This window comes from Pseudomonas plecoglossicida NBRC 103162 = DSM 15088 (assembly GCF_000730665.1).
GTDB lineage: Bacteria > Pseudomonadota > Gammaproteobacteria > Pseudomonadales > Pseudomonadaceae > Aquipseudomonas > Aquipseudomonas plecoglossicida.
This window is the reverse complement of sequence record NZ_BBIV01000012.1, coordinates 1-16181: the sequence shown is the minus strand read 5'-3', so window position 1 is coordinate 16181 and position 16181 is coordinate 1. Positions and strand designations below refer to the sequence as shown.

Below are 16181 nucleotides of genomic sequence, written 5' to 3'. Positions count from 1 at the left end.
AAGACCTGCCGGCGGCCATCGAAGGGCTGCCGGCAGGCTGATCCGTCGGGTTCAGCGAATACCGGCGCCCGCCAGGGCTTCCGGCGACCACTGCGCCTTGGACAGAGGGGCGATGTACTCGATGCCGCCATGCGGGCCGATCAGGCCGTTGACGTTGTAGGTACCACCGACCAGGTCGTAGACCACATGCGGGTTGTTGTTGGGGATCTGCTTGTCGTAGCTCTGGGTGAAGAAGCTGAACGAACCGCGATACAGCTGGCCACGGGCGTCGTACTGGTCGGAGGCCAGAGCGAACCAGCTGTCCTCGTCGAGGTAGAAGCGGCGCTTGGCATAGATGTGGCGAGCATTGCCCTTGAGCGTGCCTTCCACTACCCAGACGCGGTGCTTCTCCCAGCGCACCTGGTCAGGCGACAGGTGGTTCGGCGTGGTCAGGGTCTTCGGGTCGTGGATGTAGGTCAGCTTGTAGGTGTTGTACGGCACGTACATTTCCTTCTTGCCGACCAGGGTCCAGTCGTAGCGGTCCAGCGCACCGTTGAACACGTACACGTCATCGAAGGTACCCGAGCCTGCGGTACCAGGGTTCGGCGTGTCGTAGGCCAGGTTAGGTGCCAGTTTCACGCGGCGCTGACCTGGCAGGTACTGCCAGGCGCGGCGCTCTTGCACCAGCGGGTTGGCGGCGTCCTTGAGCATCATCGATTCGCCGGCGCGGCGGGCCGGGCCTTCGAAGTACAGCTTGGTCTGGAAGTAGATGTCCTTGGGCTCGATGACCTTGTTCAGGTCTTCGTAGATCGGGTAGGCGTTGTAGGCCAGGCCCGTGGTGGCCAAAGCCGCGACGCCGGCGGAGTCGACGTTCCAGGAGTCGTACTTGGCCTTCTGCGCCACGCCCTGGTAGCGCAGCAGGTGGTTCCACATGGCCTCGGCGCCCGACTGCGGGATCGGGAACGGCACGCCCGGCAGGACGTTCTCGATGGCCAGGCCGTTTTCCAGCGACTTGGCGTTGGCGGCGTTCTTCAGGGTGTTGTCGAGCAAGTCCTTGGGCAGCGCGGCGCTGCGGTGGCTCGGGTAGACGTCGATGTGGAAGGTCGGGAAACGCTTGGCCAGTTCCACGGTCGTGGCGGTCAGCTGGTCCTTGTACTTGTCGATGTTCTTGCCGTCGATCACCAGCAGCGGTTTTTCCGCTGCGTAGGGATCAGGACGCATGGTGTCGCCCGGCTTGAAGTCGGCAGGCGGGGTGTTCAGGCCGCCCTGGTAGGCCGGGATCGAGCCGTCGGCGTTAGCCGCCTTGTCAGCACCTACCATGGTCAAGTCCTTGCCCAGTCGGGCAACTTCCTGGGCCGGGGCGGCCGCGTGGGCCGCACCTGCGATGACGAGCGCAATGGAGGCCGACAGCAGGCTATTGAGATACTTCATCGCTTTTCTCCGCTTGTTGTTGTACTGGAGCTTTCAGAAGGTGGTCTTGAAGGAGGCGGTGAGCATGCCGCGGTCCTTCAGCAGGGGCGCGAGGCCGGCCTGCGAGGTGATTTGCCCGGGGATGCACTGGTAGCGCCCGTTGGCACCCGGGGTGTTGTTGTCGGTACCGGTCTCGCAGGTATCGAACTTGCCAAAGGAATCGACGTACTTCAGGTCGAACTTGTATTTCTGGTACACGTCGGCGGCGATGCCGATCGAGTAACTGCCAGAGTCTTCGTTGCCGCCCAGCTGGATGGCCGAGTTGCCCTTCAGGCCGACGTTGTAGGACAGCGGCATGGTGATATCGACCCCAGGCAACGCCTGGAACCAGGTCGGGGTGAAGTTCACCGCCAGGGTGTAGGCGTTGGTGGTGACCTTGTCGACGCCTTCATAGGTGGAGTCGCCCTTGAAGGTCTGCTCGCCCTCGTCGACGCTGACCAGGTGGGTCATGGCGCCTTCGACGGCCAGCGACGAGGCGTTCCACAGCGGCGTGGCACCGAAGTTGACCAGGCCGTTGAGCACCACATGGAAGGTCTTGCCGCGGGCCAGGCCGGTTTCGCCATGGCCCGGCACTTCGCCGATCAGGTTGGTACCGCCGGCGGTACCGGCCAGGGCCTCGTACAGCGGGCCGTTGATGGTGGTGAAGTTGCTGATCAGCGGCATGTTTTCGCGGTAGTTGACGTCCAGCCCCACGCTGACCGGGCCGACGCTCTTCGACAGGCTGATGCCATAGATGTCGATGTCGTCGCCGTAGGCCGTCATGTAGGTGGTATTGGCCAGGCTGCCGGTGTGCAGGTTCGGGGCGTTGATCAGCACCGCCGGGGTCGGGTCGGAGGTGTTGCGGTAGTAGAAGCCCAGGGTGCCGTCGAGCCATTCCGGGCTCCACTTGGCCATCACGCCGAAGTCGCCGGAATTGTGTGGGCGGATGTCATGCCCGCGAGGTGCACCGTAGAAGGCACCGGCACCGCCGACCGCGTTGGGCACCGGCAGCCAGAAGATGTCGCCGCCGTCGCCGAGCATGTCGTAGGCGCCCATGTAGGTGCCCCCTTCAGGCAAGCGCGAATTCTCGAACTCGAGGAAGTACTGGGCCGCCAGGGTCAGCTCGGGGTTGATCGTGTAGCTCAAAGACAGCTGCTTGCGCGGCAGGAACAGTTCCTTGGTTTCGGTGCCGGGCACGTTGTACAGCTTGGCCAGGTCCAGTGCCGACTGGCCATAGTTGATGCCGTTGGCGGCGTTGAACAGGGTCTCGCCCCAGTACACCGAGTGCCAGCCGAGCTTGCCGCTCAACATCGATTCGTCGCCGATCTCGGTGTTGTAGAACACGAAGGCATCGAGGAACTCGCCCGACGGGCCGTTGTAGTAGCGGTCGCTGTAGTTGCTCAGGCCGTGACGCTTGGACGGGCCACCCTGCAGCACGGTGCCCGCTGGCAGAGCGCCGACCGGGCGCGCCAGGACCAGGTTGCCGGCATTGCCTGCCTGGCCTGGGAACGGGTTGGAGTTTGAACCCACGTCGTCGTAGGCGTGGTCGTACCAGCTGGCGGCACTGACGCGTGCCCCCATGGTGTCCTTGTAGACGATGTCCAGTTCGGTCAGCAGGTCCAGGCGCTGGGTCACCGCGCTGCCGACGCTGAAGTTCTTGTCACCGTCGTTGAGGTTGGCGGTGTTGGCGATCTTGGAATTCTCGCCTTCGACGCGCTGGCCATAGCTGACCTTGGCGGTGTTGTCGAAGCGCACGTTCCAGTCGGGATTGGAAAGGTCGAGCTGGAATGCCTGAGCAGCCGGCACCCCGGAGACGGCCAACAGCGTGACCATCAGGTTGCGGCGGTGAAGGCAGAAGAGAACGTTCTTATTTTTGTTCATGCGATATCTCTGCTTGGGATGTACAAGGTGCCAGCAATGATCGGGCGCTGGCCTACCCTGGTAATGCGCTTGGTGCTTAACGATCGAGCTGCTGGATGAGCTCCTCGGCTTTTGCCCATGGGCCGAAACCCGAGGCCGGATTGAGGTGGCCGACGGCACCCAGCTCGACGAGCTCGCCGCCCCACTGGTCGGCCATGCGGGCGACCGCTTCGAAGCTGGCCAGGTGGTCGTTGCTGCTGGCGGCTACCAGGCTCGGGAACGGCAGGCGGCCGTTGGGCAGCGGGGCCCAGCCATTGCCGCGCAGGGTGTCGGGGGTGGGGTAGCCTTGCGGCCAGTCGGTGTCCAGGTCTGGCGGGGCGGCCAGCAAGGCGCCCTTGATCTGGCGCTGGTAACGTGCGGCCCAGTGGGCCACCATCAGTACCCCGGCGCTGTGGGCGACCAGGATCACCGGCCCTTCGATGCTGGCCAGCTCGCGCTCGATCGCTTCGACGCGTGCGCTGCAGCTGAGCTTGTCGGTTTCCAGCGGCGGTACCGAGCGGACCTTTTCCAGGCGTGCTTGCAACAGGGTTTGCCAGTGCTCGGGTACATGGTCGCGCAAGCCGGGCACGATCAGCACGGTTGCGGTGGTTTGCAGTTTTTCCACGTCAGGGCCCTTGTTCTTGTTGACTCGGTCGATTGCCGATGGCTTGGGGCCAGAGTAATGAGTCGCCCTGCCAGGCGCTTTACATTGCGCGTCACGGACTTTTCAGTTGATGACACACGTTTCCCCACGCCGCCCACCGGTGCCTGGCACGCGGAAATGGCTTTGCATCTGATGACACAAGCGCTATAAGTGAATACCCGCCAGCGCAGCGGGATGCTCATCAAGATCACGTGGAAAATAACAAGATGACCGTGCTCGCCCGTGCCGCGACCCTGACCAATTACCTGGAAGTTGCCCGCCATCTAGGCCTTAACGGCCATGGCCTGCTGGCCCAGGCCGGCCTCAGCGCTTCCTTGCTGGAAACCCCGGACCAACGCATCCCTGTCGCCGCTGCCATCAGTGTGCTGGAAGAGTCTGCGCGGCTGAGCGGCTGCGAAGCCTTCGGCCTGCGCATGGCCGAGCTGCGCCAGCTGTCGGATTTCGGCGAAGTCAGCTTGCTGATCAGCCACCAGCATTCATTGCGCGACGCCTTGCAGGTGATCGTGCAGTACCGCCACCTGCTCAACAACGCCCTGGCCATCCATGTCGAGGAGATCGGCAAGACGGTGATCATCCGCGAGGAAGTCATCACCGATCAGCCGATGCACAGCCGCCAGGCCATCGAACTGGCCATTGGCGTGATGCACCGCTTCTGCTCGGCGCTGCTCGGCCCGCACTGGCACCCGATCAGCGCCAACTTCACCCACGCAGCGCCCAGCGACCTGGCCATCCATCGGCGCATCTTCGGCTGCAAGCTGGAGTTCAACAGCGACTTCAACGGCATCGTCTGCTCGGCGTCCGACCTCGACACCACCAACCCCCAGGCCAACGAAGGCATGGCGCGGCTGGCGCAGCGTTATGTGGGGTTGCTGCAGGATGAAAACCTGCCGTCACTGACGCTGGAAGTGCGCAAGGCGATCTTCCTGCTGATGCCCATGGGCCGCGCCACCATCGAGCACATCGCCCAGACCCAGGGCATGAACGTGCGCACCTTGCAGCGCCGCCTGGAAGAAGAAGGTGCCACCTTCAGCGAGCTGGTCAACGGCGTGCGCCGCGACCTGGTGGTGCGTTACCTGGAAAGCCCCGGCTATTCGCTGGGGCGCATTGCCGACATGCTCGGCTATTCCATGCACAGCTCGTTCACCCGCTGGTTCATCAGCCAGTTCGGCCAACCGCCGGCCAGCTGGCGTGCGCAGCATGAGCTGGACACGCCGACCAAGCGCAGCCGCAGCACCGGCCAGGGGCCGACCGGCGCACGCTGAAGGCCTGGGGCTGGTTACAGCCCCACGCGCATCACGACCAGCACCAGCGCCACCAGGAACACCGTTTCACCCACCATCAGCAGGATCGGCTTGATGCCCACCGAAGCCAGCTCCTTGAGCTGGGTCTTCATGCCCAAGGCGGCAATCGACACCACCAGGCACCAGCGCGACAGCTCGTTGATCCCGCCCTGCACGACCGTCGGCACCCAGCCGGTGCTGTTGACACACGCCAGGATCAGGAAGCCGACCGCGAACCACGGCAGCAATGGCGGGCGCTTGCCTGCCGTGTCAGTGCCCTGGCGACGCGCGATCATGGCCGCAACGACGATCACCGGCACCAACATGGCCACGCGCATGAGCTTGACCACCGTGGCGGTATCGCCGGTTTCGGTGGACATGCTGTAGCCCGCCCCCACCACCTGGGCCACATCATGGATGGTGGCGCCAAGGAATATCCCGGCAGCCTGCGGCGACAGGCCCAAGGCATTGGCGATCATCGGGTAGAGGATCATCGCCAGGGTCGACAAGGCCGACACCCCGATCACGGTGAACAGCGTGGCCTTTTCCTTCTGCGGGTGGTTGGGCAGCGCCGCGGCCAGCGCCAGCGCCGCCGAGGCGCCGCAGATTGCCGTGGCGCCACCGGTGAGCATGCCGAACAGGCGCTGGAAGCCCATGGCCTTGGCCGCGATCATCGACACGCCGATGGTCACCACCACCAGGATCACCACCAGCGCCACCACCTTCCAGCCAAGCCCGGCCATCTGCTCCAGGGTGATGCGCATGCCGAGCAAGGCGACGCCCAGGCGCAGCACGGTGCGCGCGGTGAACTCGATGCCGGCCTTGCACTTGCCCTCGGAGGACAGGAAGTTCAGCGCCAGCCCCAGCAACAGGGCAAACAGCATCACCGGCGCGCCGTAGTGCTCGGCCAGGAAACTCGCCGCGCCAGCGGCCATCAGGCTGACGACCAGCCCGGGCGCCAGTTCACGGACGCGGTTGTTGACCTGGGTAAGTGCAAGCGTGCTCATGACAGCGCCTCCTCCTCGGCCAGGACGATGAACACCCGGTCGCCCTCGACTTCCACCGGGTAGTTGGCAACCTTCAGCGCCTTGGAATTGAGCAGGTAGCCGCTGGTCAGGTCGAAGCGCAGGCCGTGGGCCATGCACTGGATCACGGCGCCTTCGAGCTTGCCGGTGCACAGCGAAGACCCCTGGTGCGGGCAGCTGTCTTCAATCGCCAGCAGACGGCCGCCGACGTTGAACAGCGCCACGCTTTTGCCCTCGCCTTCGATCAGGCAGCGCTCACCGACGCCGGGCACCCGCTGCGCAGGCACTTCGATGCGTAATGTCATTGCACTGCCCCCGCCGAACGGGCCACGGCCATGTGCATGGCCTCCAGCAAGGCCTCCACCGGCTGGGCACCGACCACCTGCAAACGATCGTCGAAGACGAAGCACGGCACGCCACGGCCGGCGGCCTCGGCGCTGGCGCTGGCGAACGGCAAGCCATCGCCACGCAAGCTGCCGGCCAGGGTGTCCGGCGCGAAACCGCATTCCTCGGCGATGCGCAGCAGCGTGTCGCGATCGCCCAGATCTTCGCTGCGGTGGAAATAGGCCGCCAGCAACCGCTCCAGCAGTGCCTCGACCTGCTGCGCGTTGCCCAGCTCGCTGGCATGCATGAACAGGCGATGGGCATCGGCGGTGTTGGGCATGCGCAAGATCCGACTGAAGTCGATCTGCTCACCGACCATGGCGGCCGCCTCGCGCACCTGGGCCTGGCGTTGCAGCACCATCTGTTCGCTGCCCAGGCGACGACGGTAGAACTCGGCGAAGGGCTGGCCCTCGACAGGCATTTCCGACAGCAGTTGCACACCCTGCCAGGCCACGTCGATCTCGACCTCGGGCTCGGCCGCCTGGAAATACGCCAGGGCGCGCTGCAGTTGCCGCCGGCCGATCAGGCACCATGGGCAGATGAAATCGAAGTACACATCAATCGACAACGAACGCTTCACGAGCGAGCCTCCAGTACAGGCTGGACAGGCGCCTGGACGGTTTCACCGGCTTTCAGGCGCGCCATGTCCGAGTGGTAATAACGCTTGGCATAGAAGAACACCGCGGCGGCAGCGATGCTGATCAGCGGCACCAGCTGGAATGCCGACTGCAGGCCGATCAGGTCGGATACCTTGCCGGTGATCAACGGGCCGGTGGCAAGCCCCAGCAGGTTGTTGCTCAAGGTCAGGGTGGCGAACGCGGTGCCATGCACCGTGTAGTGGGTCAGGTTGGCGACCATGGCGCTGGACGGGCCATTGGTACCGGCGGCAATCATCATGCCCAGGCAGATCAGCACCAGTTGCGCCAGCCCCGGCGGCAAGGCGAAGGCAATCGACAGCAGCACACAGCTGCCCAGGCAGTAGGCGATGGCCAGGCTGATCTTGCGATCCGGGCGGCTACGGCCCAGGCGGTCGCAGAGCATACCGCAGAGGATGATGCCCACGCCGCTGCACAGCACGATGATCGCCGCCACGGCGCCAGCGCGGTCGGTGCTCATGGCGTAGTAGCGGTTCAGGTAGCTGGGGAACCAGACGATCACCGTGCCGCCGACGAACAGCTGCAGGCCGCTGCCGATGTAGGCGCAGATGACCGAACGGCTGGAATACAAGGTACGCAGTGGACGCAACGCCTTGAGTGCGGCCTTGTCGACCGTTTCGGCCAGGCGCTTGGGGGCGATGCGCGCTTCGCGCACGATCAACGGGTACAGCAGCGCCAGGACCAGGCCGAAGAACGCCATGCCGGCGAACGCCCAGCGCCAGCCCAGGTGCTGGGCCATCACGCCGCCCAGGGCCATGCCCAGCACCGAACCGAACATGCCACCGGCCATGAACGAGCCGGCCAGGGTCGCGCGCATCTCGCGCGGGAATACTGCCACCACAACGGCGATGCCGACACTGCCGTAGGCAGCTTCGCCGACACCGACCATGAAGCGGGCGATGAACATCTCCTGGTAGTTCTCTGCCAGGGCACAGCCCAGCGTGGCCAGGCTCCACATTACCGCCATGAAGGTCAGGCTCTTGACCCGGCCGAAGCGGTCGGCAAGCAATGAAAGGGGGAAGGTCAACAGGCCGACCATCAGGGCGACGATGCCGCTGAGCAGGCCGAGCTGGCTGTCGCTGAGCTGCCACTCCTGCTTGAGCAAGGGGAACACGGCATTGAGCACTTGCCGCGACATGTAGTCGGAAATCAACAGACCGAAGGTCAGGGCGAAGACGATCCAGGCATAGCGCCGTGGAATGCCGAGCGAAGTATCAGTGCCTGTATCTGCCGCACCGGCGTAGTAGGTGGCCATGCTGCCTCCTCGGTTATCTGGCTGAAGCTGCTTTTGTTGTTATGAAACTTGCCAAAATCTGTGCTGCTTTTACCGGCCTCATCGCCGGCAAGCCGGCTCCCACAGGGAAACCACCGAGTCAGGTGGTGTACCTGTGGGAGCCGGCTTGCCGGCGATTGGCCCGTGAACCATCAGCCGCGCTGTGGCACACCTTTCTGCCCTGGGCGACGGTTCGGCGCCATGCCGTTGGCCAGCAGGGTTTCCTCGACGGATCCGTACTGCTCGCCGATGCGGTAGATCGCGCGGGCTTCCTTGCCGCTGGCGATCTCGCGACCCAGTTCGTGGGCCACGCGCACGGTCTGCTGGATCTGCTGCACCGAGGTGAAGCGCTTGCCGTGCTGGTCGATGATGGTGTCTTCGATGCCGCAGCGCGGGTGCAGGCCCATGGCCAGGGCCATCATGTTGAACGGCAGCACGTTCTTGAGCAGCGATTCGGCGGTCAGGGTGCAGCCGTCCGGTGCACGGTTGACGAAGTTGAAGAAGTTCAACGGATTCGGGCCGTCGAAGCCGCCACCGATGCCGATCCAGGTCAGGTTCAGCGGGCCTTTGTAGACGCCCTTGCGCACCAGGCGCTCGAGGGTTTCATAGGCATGGATGCCGGTCAGCTGGAAGTGCGGCTGGATGTTGTTGGCCTGCAGGCGGCGCAGGTGCTCTTCGACCCAGGCCGGGCCGGCCGGCACGGTCATTTCACTATAGGCTGCCTGGATCGCCGGGTTGGCCAGCGAGGTGCCTTCCAGGTATTCCGGGTACAGCAGCTCCATGATGTTCATCTGGGTGGTGTTGATCGCCACCGTCACCTGATCCGGCTTCGGCGTCAGCTCGGCCAGCATGTGACGGGTGTCGTCGCTCAGCCACTTGGCCGCTTCGCCCTCGCCTTCCGGGGCGAAGGAGATCGAACCACCGACCTGGATGATCATGTCCGGCACCGCTTCACGCACGCCGGCGATCAGCTCGTTGAACTTGGACAGGCGCTTGGAGCCGGTGCCATCGAGTTCACGCACGTGCAGGTGGAGCACGGTGGCGCCGGCTTCGTAGCAGTCGACTGCCTTCTGCACCTGCTCGTCCATGGTGACCGGAATGTCTTCTGGGAAGTCGGCAGGCATCCACTCAGGGCCGTACGGGGCCACGGTGATGACCACTTTTTCCATGTTTTCCGGGTGCAGCGAGTCGTCGAAGAATTGCATGTGTCGTCCTCAATCTTGTTCTTTTTACGGTCAGAAAGTCGCGTCGCCGATGATCCCGGCGCGCTCCATCTTGCGGTGGCAGGCTGGGTAGTCCATGACGGCGTAGTGCTGGGTACTGCGGTTGTCCCAGATGGCAATGCTGTTGGGCTTCCAGCGCCAGCGCACCTGGTACTCGGGGATGTACGCCTGGCTCACCAGGTAGCGCAGCAGGTCGGCGGCGCCAGGGTTGGCATCCTGGCCGAAACGCACGCGCTCAGGGGTGTGGTAGTTGCTGAAATGGGTGGCGAAGGCGTTGACGAACAGCACCTTCTCGCCGGTTTCCGGGTGGGTGCGCACCACCGGGTGCTCGGCGTCGGGGAAGCGGGCCTTGAGCGCCAGGCGCTGCTCGATCGGCATGGCCGCGCCGAAGCTCGCCTCGATGCTGTGGCGGGCGCGCAGGCCTTCGATCTTGGCCTTGACGTCGGCCGGCAGGTTTTCGTAGGCCAGCACCATGTTGGTCCACATGGTGTCGCCGCCTACCGACGGGGCTTCGACGCAGCGCAGCACGCAGCCCATCGGCGGGGCTTCGCGCCAGGTGGCGTCGGTGTGCCAGGCGTTCTCGTAACGGTCCACCGGCTGGTCAGGACGCTTGTAGATCTGCACCAGGCCCGGGTGCTCCGGGTCGCTGCCTGCCACCGGGTGGTCCTCCAGCTCGCCAAAGCGGCGGGCGAAAGCCACGTGTTCGGCGCGGCTGATGTCCTGGTCGCGCAGGAACAGCACCCGGTGCTTGAGCAGTTGGGCACGGATCTCGGCGAACAGGCCGTCATCATGAATGGCATCGGACAGCTTCACGCCAACCAGTTCGGCACCGATGGCGCAGGTCAATTGTTCGACTTGCATGACAGCGCTCTCCTCAGATGACGAAGATCGACGAGCCGGTGGTCTTGCGCGATTCCAGGTCACGGTGGGCCTGGACCGCGTCCTGCAACGCGTAGTGCTGGTTGATCTCGATCTTGATGCGCCCGCTGCCCACGTGACCGAACAGCTCGCCTGCCAGGGCAGACTTCTCGGCCGGGTCGGCGATGTAGTCGGCCAGCGCCGGACGGGTCAGGAACAACGAGCCCTTCATCGCCAGGATCTGTGGGTCGAACGGTTCGATGGTGCCGGAGGCGGTGCCCACGCAGACCATCAGGCCACGGCGCTTGAGCGAATCCAGCGAGCCCAGGAAGGTGTTGCGCCCGACGCTGTCGAAGACCACATTGACACCCACGCCATCGGTCAGCTCACGCACGCGCTTGGCGACGTCTTCGTGGCTGTAGTTGATGGTGTGGTCGCAACCATGGGCACGTGCCACTTCGGCCTTGGCCTCGGTGGAGACGGTGCCGATCACGGTCAGGCCGAGCAGCTTGGCCCACTGCGAGACGATCAGGCCGACACCGCCGGCGGCGGCGTGCAACAGGATGCTGTCACCGGGCTTGAAGTCGTACAGACGGCGCATCAGGTAGGAGGCGGTCAGACCGCGCATGGTCATCGCCGCGGCGGTTTCGAAGGCGATGGTTTCCGGCAGTTTGATCAGCGGCGCGGCAGGAATCAGGCGCTCGGTGCTGTAGGCGCCGAGGGTGTTCATGAAGCCTGTGTAGGTGACGCGGTCGCCGACTGCCACGTTGGTGACACCCTCGCCTACCGCCTGGACCACACCGGACGCTTCCACGCCCATGCCGTTGGCCAGGGGAATCGGGTAGGTGCCGTTGCGGAAATAGGTGTCGGCGTAGTTCAGGCCAACCGCCACATGGCGCAGGCGTACCTGCCCAGGGCCCGGTTCGCCGACTTCGACGTCTTCGTAGCGCAGGACCTCAGGCCCCCCGGTTTCGTAGAAACGTACCGCTTTGGCCATGCCAAATCTCCCTTCTTGTAGTTTTTGTTGAACAGCAACAATCGTTATGAAGGGCAATTTAGGCCGTTGCGCCCGGCGCCGCTTATCATCGGACGACAACGATTTTTCAGTTCATGACAGCGCCCCGGTTTCAGCGCCTGGCATTGACCGGGGGCAGCATTGGCGAGGGTCAGAACGCCGAGATACCGCCATCCACGGCAATCGCCTGGCCGGTCATGTAGCTGTTCTCCTTGGCGCACAGCATCAGCATCGCCGCGACGATCTCCTCGGGCGTGCCGAAGCGCTTCATGGGCGAGCCCTGGGCGAGGAACTGCTGCTGCTCGCCCACTTCGCTATCGGTGACCATGGGCGTTGCGCTGTAGAACGGGCACAGGGCGTTGACGCGAATGCCACGGCGGGCGTACTCGACCGCCGCCGTGCGGGTCAGCCCGACCACCGCATGCTTCGCCGCCGCGTAGGCGGCGAGCTTTGGCGCGCCACCGAGCCCGGCCATGGAGGCGATGTTGAGGATCACCCCGCCGCCTTGCGGCAGCATCTGGCGAATCTGCTGCTGCATGCAGAAGAACACGCCCTTGGTGTTGACCGCATGGCTGCGGTCCAGCTCCTCCTCGGTGGTGTCGACGAAGCGCTTCATCGGCGTGAGGATACCGGCGTTGTTGACCCCCACATCGAGGCGACCGAAGGTGGCCATGGCCGCCTCCACCAAGGCCTTGACCTGCACCTCGCGGGTCACGTCGCAGGGTACCGCCAGCACCTCGGCGCCAGCCTCGCGCAAGGCCCCGGCCACCCGCTCGAGGCCGACCACGTCGCGGTCGCCCAGCACCAGCCGGGCGCCCAGCCCGGCCAGGCGCTCGGCCAGCAATGCACCAAAACCGCTGGCGGCGCCGGTGATCATCACCACCTGGCCGCGATAGCTGCCCGGCATCATCCGGCCACCCCCTTGCGGGCGAGGATCTTCTTCGCCAGGCTCATGCGGTGCACTTCGTTCGGGCCGTCGTAGATGCGGAAGCTGCGCGCATCGCGGAAGATCCGCTCGACGATCGACTCACCGGTGACGCCCTGCCCGCCCAATACTTGCACGCAGCGGTCGATCACCCGCCAGATGCCCTCGGAGCTGAGCACCTTGGCCATGCTCGACTCGAAGTTGCCGCGCTCGCCCTGGTCCAGCACCCAGGCGCAGTGCCAGATCGTCAGGCGCGTGGTGTGCAGGTCCATCTCGTTGTCGGCCAGCATGAAGCCCACGCCCTGATGCTCACCCAACGGCTTGCCGAACGACACCCGGCGGTTGGCATAGCCACAGGCCTCGTCATGGGCGCGGCGCGCCTGGCCCAGCCAGCGCATGCAGTGGGTCAGGCGCGCCGGGGCCAGACGTACCTGGGCATACCGGAAGCCCTTGCCCACCTCGCCCAGCACATCGCTGGCGGGAATGCGCAGGTTGTCGAAGCGCAGCACCGCGTGACCGCCGCTGAAGCAGCTGTCCAGCGAGTCCATCATGCGCTCGAGGATGAAGCCGGGGCGGTCGGTGTCGGTGAGGAACATGGTGGCGCTGCCGTCCTCCATGCGCGCCATGATGATCGCCATCTGCGCGCCCTCGGCACCGGTGATGAACCATTTCTGGCCATTGATGATGTAGTCGTCACCCTCGCGCACGGCCTGGGTGGTCAGCATCGAAGGGTCGGAGCCGGCGCCCGGGCTCGGCTCGGTCATGGCGAAGCACGAACGGATGCGGCCCTGCACCAGCGGCTTGAGCCAGCGGTCCTTCTGCGCAGGCGTGGCCACTTGTTCCAGCAGGTGGATGTTGCCTTCGTCCGGGGCGTGAATGTTCAGGGCCACCGGGCCCAACGTCGAGTAACCGGCCTCTTCGAAGACGATCGCCTTCTCGATGTGGCTCAAGCCCAGCCCGCCCATTTCGCGGGAGGCATGGGGGGTCAGCAGGCCGTGTTCACGGGCACGCTCCAGCAGCACTTGGCGCAATTCGGCCGAAGGGCCGTGGGGCGTCTGGCGCGGGTCGCGCTCCAGAGGGATGACGACGTCGGCGATGAACTGCCGGACTTTGGCTTGCAGGGCGAGCATCTCGGCGGACAGGGCGAAATTCATGCTGGTGTTCCTTGATCGGGTAATGGGGGGCAGGCGTGCAGGCGACGAGGGTCGATGGAGGCATGCACCTGCTCCATGACGGTCTGGTCGATGCCCGCCTTGCCCGGGTCGTAGGCTGAATAGTTGAGAGTGCGGATATAGGCGCGCAGCACCTGGGTGCCGGCCATGTCGATGTCGACGATGTTCAGGCAGGCCGGCTCCTGCTCGAAGGCAGCCAGGGCACCGAGCCCGGCACCACAGGCCCAGGCCAGGAGGATGCGGTTGACCGCGTCATGACTGACCAGCAGCAGCGACGACCAGTCCGGTTCCTCCAGCACCTGCTGGAAGCTGCCCAGCACCCGCTGCTGGAACGCCACCCACGGTTCGCCGCGCAAGAAGGCAGCGTCGGGGCGGTCGGCCAGTTGATAGGCCTGGGCCACTTCGCGGTGCAGGCATTCGCGGGGGATTTCCCGCAGGCGTCCGGCGCGTATCTCGCGCAGTTCGGCGCGCTCCTCCACGGCCAGGGTGCGCTCGCCCAGCAATTGGTCGAGGGTCTGCCGAGTGCGCGGATAATCCGAGCACAGCGCGCGGTCGAACCGTGTCTGCGCCAGCACCTGGCCCAGCGCCTGGGCCTGGGCCACGCCCTTGGCCGACAACGGCACGCTGCGTGGGTCGAGGGGGCGGCCGCTGGCATCGAAGTAGTCGACATGGCCATGCCGGACCAGGTAGCAGCGGCGGCGGCGTACAGGCAGCTCAGTCATGGGCCAGTACCTTGGGATTGCTGATGCTGAGCTGCGCCCGGTTGATCGCACGCAGGGCCGAGAGCAACCGTGCACGGGCTTCACCTGCCTGGTCATAAGCCCCCTGGCGGATCTGCCGGGCCAGCAGGGCGCGAGACTGTTCGGGGGTAAGCGCATTGGAGTCCTGCAGCGCCAGCAAGTCAGCCATGGCCTGGCGTTCGATGTCGGCGCAGGCCTGCGCCTGGGCCAGCTCACGGCTGGCGATCAACATGGCGCTGGCCACCATCCGCGCTTCGTAATGCAAGGGGGCGGGCAATGCGGGCAATAAATGCTTGAGCAGCGTGTCGCGCGCGGTGGCAAGCAGGTCTTGGGCATCCGGCTGGTTCATGCACGGCCTCCTTGGGTGAGCAGCAACAGTTCCTGTTCCAGTTCGCTGGCCATGCGCCCGGTCAACGCCAGCTCCAGCGAGCGCTGTTGGCCGGAGACGTGGCGCTCGGCCTGCTGCAGGGCGATCACCGCCCAGCGCAGGTGGGCCATGACCTGCCAGAAGCGCAGCGATTCGCTATCCAGGTCCAGTTCCGAGACGCTGCGATAGCCGGCAAGCAAATCATCCAGCCGGCCGATGCCACCCGCCTCAAGGTCCGGCCGGGCGAAGCGCCAGCAACGTGCGGTGAACCAGCCAAGGTCCTCGCGCGGGTCGCCCCAGCCGGCGAACTCCCAGTCCAGCACGCCGCTCAGTTCACCGCCCTCGACCATGTAGTTGCCGGTGCGGTAGTCGCGGTGGATCAGGCAGGCGGCCATCGGCGCCGGCTTGTTCAGCTCGCACCAGCGCAAGCCCCATTCGATGACCGGGTGGCTGTCGGGCAAGGCATCCAGGAATGCGCGGTACTGATCGACGCTGGCCTGTACCGCATCGGCCACCGGCGCGGGCAGGAACCCGAGCGCCGGGTGCGGTGGGTGCAGCTGGTGCAAGCGCGCAAGGTTGGCCCCCAGCGTCCGGCACAGCGAAGGGTTGCCCTCGGGGGCATCTTGAGCACTGGTCAAGCGGTGGCCACCGGCATTGCCGTCCAGCGCCTGCATGATGAAGAAATCGCGCCCGATCACCTCGGGCGCCTGGCACAGCCAAAGCGGCTCGGGCACCTTCACGCCCACCTGGTGCACGGCGCTGAGCACGGCGAACTCCTGCTCGCGGCTCATGCTGGCGGCCACGGCGGAGGCAGCGTCGGTGCGCAGTACCCAACGCTGCGGCACACCGGCTACCTCGGCCTTGAGCAGCCAGTTCTCCTGGATGGCGCCACCGGACAAGCGCTCGCTGTGGGTGATGCGCACCGGCTGGCCGTGCAGGCGCTCCTGTAGATAGGCAGACAGCACCTCATGGGCGTCTGCGACATCGATGCGAGCACTGGCGTGCTGCGCGTTTTGACTGCTTGGCATGGTCGGTCCAACTCACTGTTCACACGTGCCAAGGGCATAGCAAGATGGTTGCCAGGTTGTGCCTTATCCTATAAATGCTCTAAAAATCAGTGCATTGGAATTAATTCTCGAGCATGTGAAGCGTGTTTTTGTGCAGACGTGAACAGCGTTGTTTCAAAGATGAAACCGCTGTTCATTCCTGCGCTCGACAGACGATTTTCATTGCCGGTGAGATCGAGCGCCGCCCGCGCGGCGCATCGCGAGC

At 65.1% G+C, this 16181-nt stretch carries 16 protein-coding genes; 1 reads left to right on the top strand and 15 read right to left on the bottom strand.

Translation table 11 applies throughout. The features are described 5' to 3' along the window. Positions 1 to 51: 51 nt before the first annotated feature. From PPL01S_RS08975 to PPL01S_RS08965, 3 genes are all read right to left on the bottom strand, one after another. Complete coding sequence (locus tag PPL01S_RS08975; protein ID WP_016395051.1) at positions 52 to 1410, bottom strand: DUF1329 domain-containing protein; 1359 nt, start codon at positions 1408 to 1410, stop codon at positions 52 to 54. Positions 1411 to 1443: 33 nt separating this feature from the next. Then, positions 1444 to 3309 carry a DUF1302 domain-containing protein gene (locus PPL01S_RS08970; protein ID WP_016395052.1) on the bottom strand — a complete coding sequence of 622 codons (1866 nt, stop codon included), beginning with the start codon at positions 3307 to 3309 and terminating at the stop codon, positions 1444 to 1446. 76 nt (positions 3310 to 3385) lie between these two features. Next, positions 3386 to 3952 carry an RBBP9/YdeN family alpha/beta hydrolase gene (locus tag PPL01S_RS08965; RefSeq protein ID WP_016395053.1) on the bottom strand — a complete coding sequence of 189 codons (567 nt, stop codon included), beginning with the start codon at positions 3950 to 3952 and terminating at the stop codon, positions 3386 to 3388. A gap of 245 nt (positions 3953 to 4197) precedes the next feature. Between PPL01S_RS08965 and PPL01S_RS08960 the strand changes: the two genes are divergently transcribed. Then, the gene (locus tag PPL01S_RS08960; protein WP_016395054.1) at positions 4198 to 5253 is read left to right on the top strand and encodes an AraC family transcriptional regulator; all 1056 of its coding nucleotides are present in this window, start codon (positions 4198 to 4200) and stop codon (positions 5251 to 5253) included. Positions 5254 to 5267: 14 nt separating this feature from the next. Here PPL01S_RS08960 and PPL01S_RS08955 read toward each other — a convergent pair whose 3' ends face one another. The 12 genes from PPL01S_RS08955 to PPL01S_RS08900 form a co-directional block, all read right to left on the bottom strand. Further along, entirely contained in the window at positions 5268 to 6278 is a 1011-nt protein-coding gene (locus PPL01S_RS08955; RefSeq protein ID WP_016395055.1) for a YeiH family protein, read from the bottom strand. Then, positions 6275 to 6601, bottom strand: coding sequence for a Rieske (2Fe-2S) protein (locus PPL01S_RS08950; RefSeq protein ID WP_016395056.1), 327 nt, complete (start codon positions 6599 to 6601; stop codon positions 6275 to 6277). The genes PPL01S_RS08955 and PPL01S_RS08950 overlap by 4 nt, the downstream gene beginning before the upstream one ends. After that, positions 6598 to 7260 (bottom strand): DsbA family oxidoreductase, encoded by a 663-nt coding sequence (locus PPL01S_RS08945; protein WP_016395057.1) that lies wholly within the window; start codon positions 7258 to 7260, stop codon positions 6598 to 6600. The genes PPL01S_RS08950 and PPL01S_RS08945 overlap by 4 nt, the downstream gene beginning before the upstream one ends. Continuing rightward, positions 7257 to 8591 carry an MFS transporter gene (locus PPL01S_RS08940; RefSeq protein WP_016395058.1) on the bottom strand — a complete coding sequence of 445 codons (1335 nt, stop codon included), beginning with the start codon at positions 8589 to 8591 and terminating at the stop codon, positions 7257 to 7259. The genes PPL01S_RS08945 and PPL01S_RS08940 overlap by 4 nt, the downstream gene beginning before the upstream one ends. A 170-nt stretch (positions 8592 to 8761) precedes the next feature. Beyond that, complete coding sequence (locus tag PPL01S_RS08935; protein WP_016395059.1) at positions 8762 to 9814, bottom strand: beta-keto acid cleavage family enzyme; 1053 nt, start codon at positions 9812 to 9814, stop codon at positions 8762 to 8764. A 30-nt stretch (positions 9815 to 9844) separates the two neighbouring features. Next, positions 9845 to 10693, bottom strand: a complete 849-nt coding sequence (locus PPL01S_RS08930; RefSeq protein ID WP_016395060.1) for a TauD/TfdA dioxygenase family protein — start codon at positions 10691 to 10693, stop codon at positions 9845 to 9847. Between the two features lie 13 nt (positions 10694 to 10706). Beyond that, positions 10707 to 11687, bottom strand: a complete 981-nt coding sequence (locus PPL01S_RS08925; RefSeq protein ID WP_016395061.1) for a quinone oxidoreductase family protein — start codon at positions 11685 to 11687, stop codon at positions 10707 to 10709. A 169-nt stretch (positions 11688 to 11856) separates the two neighbouring features. Next, positions 11857 to 12612, bottom strand: coding sequence for an SDR family NAD(P)-dependent oxidoreductase (locus PPL01S_RS08920; protein WP_028624903.1), 756 nt, complete (start codon positions 12610 to 12612; stop codon positions 11857 to 11859). After that, positions 12612 to 13784, bottom strand: a complete 1173-nt coding sequence (locus PPL01S_RS08915; RefSeq protein ID WP_028624904.1) for an acyl-CoA dehydrogenase family protein — start codon at positions 13782 to 13784, stop codon at positions 12612 to 12614. Before PPL01S_RS08915 ends, PPL01S_RS08920 begins: the two co-directional genes overlap by 1 nt. Next, positions 13781 to 14524 carry a histidine phosphatase family protein gene (locus PPL01S_RS08910; RefSeq protein WP_042155735.1) on the bottom strand — a complete coding sequence of 248 codons (744 nt, stop codon included), beginning with the start codon at positions 14522 to 14524 and terminating at the stop codon, positions 13781 to 13783. The genes PPL01S_RS08915 and PPL01S_RS08910 overlap by 4 nt, the downstream gene beginning before the upstream one ends. Beyond that, positions 14517 to 14891, bottom strand: coding sequence for a DUF6285 domain-containing protein (locus tag PPL01S_RS08905; protein ID WP_016395065.1), 375 nt, complete (start codon positions 14889 to 14891; stop codon positions 14517 to 14519). Before PPL01S_RS08905 ends, PPL01S_RS08910 begins: the two co-directional genes overlap by 8 nt. After that, on the bottom strand, positions 14888 to 15937 hold the full coding sequence (locus tag PPL01S_RS08900) for a phosphotransferase family protein (protein ID WP_033743011.1): 1050 nt from the start codon (positions 15935 to 15937) through the stop codon (positions 14888 to 14890). Before PPL01S_RS08900 ends, PPL01S_RS08905 begins: the two co-directional genes overlap by 4 nt. Positions 15938 to 16181: the final 244 nt, after the last annotated feature.

Coding starts and splice junctions, on each gene's coding strand:
- PPL01S_RS08910 (WP_042155735.1), bottom strand. CDS start 14,524: ATGACTGAGCTGCCTGTACGCCGCCGCCGCTGCTACCTGGTCCGGCAT.
- PPL01S_RS08900 (WP_033743011.1), bottom strand. CDS start 15,937: ATGCCAAGCAGTCAAAACGCGCAGCACGCCAGTGCTCGCATCGATGTC.
- PPL01S_RS08930 (WP_016395060.1), bottom strand. CDS start 10,693: ATGCAAGTCGAACAATTGACCTGCGCCATCGGTGCCGAACTGGTTGGC.
- PPL01S_RS08925 (WP_016395061.1), bottom strand. CDS start 11,687: ATGGCCAAAGCGGTACGTTTCTACGAAACCGGGGGGCCTGAGGTCCTG.
- PPL01S_RS08905 (WP_016395065.1), bottom strand. CDS start 14,891: ATGAACCAGCCGGATGCCCAAGACCTGCTTGCCACCGCGCGCGACACG.
- PPL01S_RS08935 (WP_016395059.1), bottom strand. CDS start 9,814: ATGCAATTCTTCGACGACTCGCTGCACCCGGAAAACATGGAAAAAGTG.
- PPL01S_RS08915 (WP_028624904.1), bottom strand. CDS start 13,784: ATGAATTTCGCCCTGTCCGCCGAGATGCTCGCCCTGCAAGCCAAAGTC.
- PPL01S_RS08950 (WP_016395056.1), bottom strand. CDS start 6,601: ATGACATTACGCATCGAAGTGCCTGCGCAGCGGGTGCCCGGCGTCGGT.
- PPL01S_RS08940 (WP_016395058.1), bottom strand. CDS start 8,591: ATGGCCACCTACTACGCCGGTGCGGCAGATACAGGCACTGATACTTCG.
- PPL01S_RS08970 (WP_016395052.1), bottom strand. CDS start 3,309: ATGAACAAAAATAAGAACGTTCTCTTCTGCCTTCACCGCCGCAACCTG.
- PPL01S_RS08975 (WP_016395051.1), bottom strand. CDS start 1,410: ATGAAGTATCTCAATAGCCTGCTGTCGGCCTCCATTGCGCTCGTCATC.
- PPL01S_RS08920 (WP_028624903.1), bottom strand. CDS start 12,612: ATGCCGGGCAGCTATCGCGGCCAGGTGGTGATGATCACCGGCGCCGCC.
- PPL01S_RS08960 (WP_016395054.1), top strand. CDS start 4,198: ATGACCGTGCTCGCCCGTGCCGCGACCCTGACCAATTACCTGGAAGTT.
- PPL01S_RS08955 (WP_016395055.1), bottom strand. CDS start 6,278: ATGAGCACGCTTGCACTTACCCAGGTCAACAACCGCGTCCGTGAACTG.